At 37.8% G+C, this 6,240-nt stretch carries 5 protein-coding genes and 1 other annotated feature; of the genes, 4 read left to right on the plus strand and 1 reads right to left on the minus strand.

Going from position 1 to position 6,240, the window contains the following annotated elements; all coding sequences use genetic code 11:
* Window positions 1–112 precede the first annotated feature (112 nt).
* Window positions 113–1,105: a YaaC family protein gene (locus tag ACFSFW_RS09700; RefSeq protein ID WP_388037546.1), complete on the minus strand. Its 993-nt coding sequence runs from the start codon at window positions 1,103–1,105 to the stop codon at window positions 113–115.
* Between the two features lie 159 nt (window positions 1,106–1,264).
* Here ACFSFW_RS09700 and guaB point away from each other — a divergent pair, with 159 nt between their 5' ends.
* The 4 genes from guaB to pdxT all read left to right on the plus strand — a co-directional run bounded on the left by guaB (window position 1,265) and on the right by pdxT (window position 5,909).
* Window positions 1,265–2,731: an IMP dehydrogenase gene (guaB, locus tag ACFSFW_RS09705; protein ID WP_304220482.1), complete on the plus strand. Its 1,467-nt coding sequence runs from the start codon at window positions 1,265–1,267 to the stop codon at window positions 2,729–2,731.
* Window positions 2,732–2,869: 138 nt separating this feature from the next.
* Window positions 2,870–4,219 carry a D-alanyl-D-alanine carboxypeptidase family protein gene (locus ACFSFW_RS09710; RefSeq protein ID WP_304220484.1) on the plus strand — a complete coding sequence of 450 codons (1,350 nt, stop codon included), beginning with the start codon at window positions 2,870–2,872 and terminating at the stop codon, window positions 4,217–4,219.
* Window positions 4,220–4,415: 196 nt separating this feature from the next.
* Complete coding sequence (gene pdxS, locus ACFSFW_RS09715) at window positions 4,416–5,300, plus strand: pyridoxal 5'-phosphate synthase lyase subunit PdxS (protein ID WP_304220486.1); 885 nt, start codon at window positions 4,416–4,418, stop codon at window positions 5,298–5,300.
* Between the two features lie 18 nt (window positions 5,301–5,318).
* On the plus strand, window positions 5,319–5,909 hold the full coding sequence (gene pdxT / locus ACFSFW_RS09720) for a pyridoxal 5'-phosphate synthase glutaminase subunit PdxT (protein WP_304220488.1): 591 nt from the start codon (window positions 5,319–5,321) through the stop codon (window positions 5,907–5,909).
* A gap of 35 nt (window positions 5,910–5,944) precedes the next feature.
* Window positions 5,945–6,160 (plus strand) — a binding site (T-box leader).
* Window positions 6,161–6,240 lie beyond the last annotated feature (80 nt).

Raw genomic sequence — 6,240 nt, forward strand, 5'->3', positions numbered from 1 at the left:
CGATATAACACGAGATCGAGAAACGATAAATACTATACCGGAAACAGCTTAAACGGTATATCACCAACTCGAAAAACGATAAACCCTATACCGCAAACCCAATATATCCCCCTTATACCCCATCAATTTTCTCCTTTAAAAACAAATAAAGCAAAAAGGGAACTTTATCTGCAGATATCGCGAGGAACTGTCTGATAAATGGATAGTCATTACTAGAGTAGGAATGAAGCAGTTCACTCCACCATTCCGTCTCATATCTTGATATCATACTCAAATTATAGAGGAGTAAGTAATGTGTCATGATTTCAGGAAAAAACGACAGAAGTCTCCTTTCCTTTGGCAGATAGTAGGTATCTTCATATAAATGATAGAGAAGCGGCGAACTTGCCAGTGGCAGAAGATAATTTTCTTTTTTTATTTGTAAAGATATTGGTCCGCAGTCTTTTCCTTCTGTAGGTTCTTTAACAAGAGTTGTTGAAAACGGCAGTGTATTTTCAATAAAATCCACAAACCTCCGTGAGGTCATATGATAACTGTCTAATGCTTCAGTTGGGATTGCTAATGTATTCTGAGTTGTGATTGGTGTTTCAATATATAAGCTTTGTTGAAAATGCAGAGTAAATAAATTTTGTAATTCGGGAATTCTTTTAAATAGCTGCTCCATTGTGAATTTTTCACCTTCCATTTGTTTCACATGAAACATACGTTCAGAAAAGTGAGAAAATAATCCGTTTTTTTGCACTTTTACTTCATCATGGAAAAACTCATAGCTCTGCTTTTTTCGTTTTCTTGTTGAAACTCCGTGGGCAAGTACCGAAGTTGATTCTGGGTACTGAGGATCAACAGTTAGTAAACATGCTTTTAACAATTGTACCATTCCGTAAAAGAGAAGAACCGGCTTAATGGATAATGGTGCATTTTGGGATAATTGGTAGTAATTTTGACCATGTTCCAAATAATAAATAAACGGGTAGCTGTTTTCATAGCTCTTTTTATCTGCGTCTGTAACTGCCGCTTTTTCATAGCATTTTTGTAGTAAATGTTGTGTTGTATTTGCTGCATGTAGTGCATTAAATGATTGCCAAATAAAACGATAATCAAACAAATGACTAACCTCCAATAGAAACAAAGAAAGTGCAAGATATGGGTGAAAAGAGATAATAAAAAACTCTGAATTATTAAATATATCGTTCGATTCTTGACAGTAGTTTACCCAGTTGTTAATCTACTAATAATATTTTGCAATCGAAGGGGGATTTATTACATGTGGGAAACAAAGTTTGCCAAAGAAGGATTAACATTTGATGATGTATTGCTATTACCTGCTAAGTCAGAGGTACTACCTAAGGATGTAAATCTTGGGGTTGCGTTAACAGAAACACTTAAGTTAAATATCCCGGTTATTAGCGCGGGTATGGACACAGTAACAGAACATGAAATGGCAATTGCAATGGCCCGTCAAGGCGGACTAGGGATCATTCATAAGAATATGTCTATTGAGCAACAGGCTGAGCAGGTTGATAAAGTTAAGCGTTCAGAAAGTGGCGTTATCACAGATCCATTTTTCTTAACTCCAAGTCATCAAGTATTTGATGCTGAACATTTAATGGGAAAATATCGTATTTCAGGTGTCCCAATTGTAAACAACCCACAAGAGCAAATCTTGGTTGGAATTATTACCAATCGTGACCTTCGTTTTATTCAAGACTATTCCATTCTAATTTCAGATGTAATGACAAAAGAAAATCTCGTGACTGCCCCTGTTGGTACAACTTTAGAACAGGCAGAAAAACTTCTACAGAAATATAAAATTGAAAAGCTCCCACTCGTCGATGAAAGTGGAGTATTAAAAGGTCTTATTACAATAAAGGATATTGAAAAAGTAATTGAGTTCCCGAATTCAGCAAAGGATGCACAGGGACGTCTCTTAGTAGGAGCAGCTGTAGGGGTAACAACAGATACAATGCTTCGAGTTGAGAAGCTAGTTAAAGCTGGAGTTGATGCAATTGTTGTTGATACAGCACACGGCCATTCAGCAGGAGTACTAGAAACAGTTAAAACCATTAGAGATGAATATCCAAAACTAAATATTATTGCTGGTAACGTAGCAACAGCTGAAGCAACTCGTGCTCTTATTGAAGCAGGTGCTAGCGTCGTTAAAGTAGGAATAGGACCTGGCTCTATTTGTACAACTCGTGTTGTAGCAGGTGTTGGTGTTCCTCAAATTACAGCTGTCTATGATTGCGCAACAGAAGCAAGAAAACATGGAGTATCGATTATTGCTGACGGTGGTATTAAATATTCTGGTGACATCGTAAAAGCATTAGCTGCTGGTGGACATGTAGTCATGCTAGGAAGCTTACTTGCAGGTGTATCTGAGAGCCCAGGGGAAACAGAGATCTTCCAAGGGCGTCGCTTTAAGGTGTATCGTGGCATGGGCTCTGTTGCAGCAATGGAGAAAGGAAGTAAGGACCGCTACTTCCAGGAGGATGCGAAAAAGTTTGTTCCTGAAGGTATTGAAGGTCGTCTTCCATACAAAGGCCCACTTACAGACACAATATATCAATTAATTGGCGGTATTCGTTCTGGTATGGGTTACTGCGGTACAAAGAATTTAGAAGAGTTAAGAGAGAATGCACAATTCATTAGAATGACAGGTGCAGGATTACGTGAAAGTCATCCACATGATGTACAAATCACAAAGGAAGCGCCGAACTACTCTACTCTTTAAGGTAAATTTAGACAGAACATAATCCATTGGTAGGATTTTTATATTGTGGTAGATAGAGTCATGTACTCTGTCTATTTTTTTTGAAGCTGTTATGTTAAAATGTCTTTTGTGCGTATTACGAAAGTGGAGGTTTAAAACGTGAAAAAACAAACACAAAAAAGGTTGATTATAAGTTTTTTAGCAGTCTTTTTGCTATCGCTTTTTGTAGGACAAATGCCCCCTGCAAAAGCAGCGCCTGCTCTTGATATAAATGTAAAAAATGCGATATTAATTGATGCAGATACAGGTAAAATTTTATATGAAAAAAATGCCGATCAAGCAGCGCCAATTGCAAGTATGGCAAAAATGATGACAGAGTACCTAGTATTGGAGGCTATCTCTGAAGGAAGACTTTCATGGGATCAAACTACTCAAATTAGCCAATATGCATATGATATATCTGCAAATAATAATTTTTCAGGTGTTGGCTTACGGTTAAACCATGATTATACGGTTGAAGAACTTTACAAAGCAATGGCCATCTATTCTGATAACGCAACAACGATTACATTAGCAGAATTATTAGCTGGTACTGAAGGCGAATTTGTGAAGCTTATGAATAAAAAGGCGGAAGAACTGGGTCTTCCAAACTATGATTTTGTAAATAGTACGGGGTTATCAAACTCAATGCTAGGTGATAATTATCCTGAGGGAACAACTCCTGACGGAGATAATATGTTGTCAGCAGAATCTGTCGCTTTATTAGCTTATTCATTACTTCGAGATCATCCGGAAGTGTTAGAGATTTCAAGTATACCTCAACTTGACTTTTATGGTGAGAAATTGGATAACTGGAATTGGATGTTAAAGCATGATCCAAAAGATTCACCATACCTTGCAGACTTCTATTATGAGGGAATGGATGGTTTAAAAACAGGAACAACTCCAGCAGCCGGTTATTGTTTTACAGGTACAGCTGAACGAGATGGTAAGAGATTAATTTCAGTTGTAATGGGTGCAACAAGTGAGCCAGAACGTTTCAAAGAAACTCGTAAACTATTAGATTTTGGTTTTAATAATTTTGAGCAAATTGAAGTTTACCCTGAAGGATATCAATTAAAGGGTAATAAAGAATTAAAAGTAGTCAAAGGAAAAGAAAAGGAAGTAGAAGTTTCAACTAAAGCACCAGTAAGACTTTTAGTTAAAAAAGGTGTAGATAAGTCAGCGTTTAAAGCAGAATATGTATTTGACGAAAAGGTTGTTTCTAAGGATAAAGAAATAACAGCCCCTTTTAAAAAAGGAACAAAAGTTGGTTATATGGCTGTATCCTATGATGGTGATGATTTAGGCTATATTACAGCAAATGGTGATGATAAATTACAGGTACCACTTGTGACAGACACAGGTGTTGAAAAGACAAACTGGTTCGTGCTCATGATGAGAGGAATTGGTGGATTCTTCGGTGACATTTGGTCCAGTGTGGCAAATACTGTTAAGGGTTGGTTCTAATAAAAAGGTCTCCTTCTATGTATAGAAGGGGGTTTTTTTATTTCCATATTATACTATTTTGGTATAATTACTAGGAAATTAGAAAATTATGAGTTAGAATATTCTTAGTTTATTTTACATAGGGCATTCACTATTGTTAAAAATATGATATGATTATGCCTATAAAATTAGATAACGAATTATTGGAGGAATCATAATGGCAAATACAGGTACAGATCGAGTAAAACGTGGTATGGCTGAAATGCAAAAGGGCGGCGTAATTATGGACGTTGTCAATGCAGAACAAGCTAAAATTGCAGAGGAAGCAGGAGCTGTTGCAGTAATGGCTTTAGAGCGTGTGCCAGCTGATATTCGAGCAGCTGGTGGAGTTGCTAGAATGGCGGACCCAACAATTGTTGAGCAAGTAATGGGTGCTGTTACTATTCCAGTTATGGCTAAAGCCCGTATTGGTCATATTGTAGAAGCTAGAGTATTAGAAGCTCTTGGCGTTGACTACATTGATGAGAGTGAAGTATTAACTCCAGCAGATGAAGAATACCACTTAAATAAGCGTGATTTCACAGTTCCATTTGTTTGTGGTTGCCGTGACTTAGGTGAAGCAACTCGCCGAATTGCAGAAGGTGCATCTATGCTTCGTACAAAAGGTGAGCCTGGAACAGGAAATATTGTAGAAGCTGTTCGTCATATGAGAAAAGTGAATGCTCAAATTCGTAAAGTTGTTGGCATGAGTGAAGACGAGCTCATGACAGAAGCAAAAAATCTAGGAGCACCATTTGAATTATTGCTTCAAATCAAACAAGAAGGTCGCCTACCAGTTGTTAACTTCGCTGCAGGTGGTGTAGCAACTCCAGCTGACGCAGCGCTTATGATGCAACTTGGAGCAGATGGAGTATTTGTTGGATCTGGTATTTTCAAATCAGATAATCCTGCAAAATTTGCTCGTGCGATTGTAGAAGCTACTACACATTATCAAGATTATGAATTAATTGCACACCTTTCAAAAGGATTAGGAAATGCTATGAAAGGTATTGAAATTTCATCATTATTACCAGAACAACGCATGCAAGAAAGAGGCTGGTAAGTAAGAGGGTGTTCAGACGTGGTTAAAATTGGAGTATTAGGACTTCAAGGGGCAGTTAGAGAACATGTTCGTTCTGTTGAAGCCTCAGGAGCAGAAGCAGTCATCGTAAAAAAAGTTGAGCAACTTGAAGAAATTGACGGAATAATAATCCCTGGCGGAGAAAGTACTACAATGCGCCGATTAATTGATAAATATGAGTTTATGGAGCCACTTCGCTCCTTTGCTGAGCAAGGTAAGCCGATGTTTGGAACATGTGCAGGGCTCATTCTACTTGCGAAGCAGCTTGTTGACTATAAGGAGTCACATCTTGGTCTTATGGACATTAAAGTTGAGAGAAACTCATTTGGACGTCAACGTGAGAGCTTTGAGGCGGAGCTTATGATTCCTGGAATCGCTGAAGATTTTGTCGGAGTATTTATTCGTGCGCCACATATTGTGGAAGCGGGAGAAAACGTTGAAATTCTTGCAAAGCATGATGGGAGAATTGTTGCAGCTCGTGAAGGACAATTTTTAGGCTGCTCCTTTCATCCTGAATTAACAGACGATCATCGCTTTACGGGGTATTTTGTAAAAATGGTCGAAGAATCAAAAGCAAAAAACCTTGTATAAACAATTAAAACATGGTAAAACTTTATATAAATAATATTAAATCTATGATAGGAACTAGTAGCTAGCCTTTTTTCCTAAGAGAGTCGGTGGTTGGTGTGAACCGATGAAAAAAGCTTGTGAATCCATCCTTGAGTGAAATACTGAACGCATCATTCTAGTAGGTATTTTCGGTAAATCCGTTATCTTTTTCAAGAGGAGGATACTTGTATCCTCAACTAGGGTGGTAACGCGGGTTAACTCTCGTCCCTTTTTTAGGGGCGGGAGTTTTTTATTAGTCTTTTTAAACCACACGCTCTGCGTGTGTGCAAACGAAACTTATAGAGTCGTACCA

The organism is Ferdinandcohnia salidurans (assembly GCF_042680725.1).
Classification (GTDB): Bacteria; Bacillota; Bacilli; order Bacillales; family Bacillaceae_L; genus Ferdinandcohnia; species Ferdinandcohnia salidurans.

Excerpts from the sequence above, each read along its gene's own strand:
- pdxS (WP_304220486.1), top strand. The coding sequence starts at position 4,416 with ATGGCAAATACAGGTACAGATCGAGTAAAACGTGGTATGGCTGAAATG.
- guaB (WP_304220482.1), top strand. The coding sequence starts at position 1,265 with ATGTGGGAAACAAAGTTTGCCAAAGAAGGATTAACATTTGATGATGTA.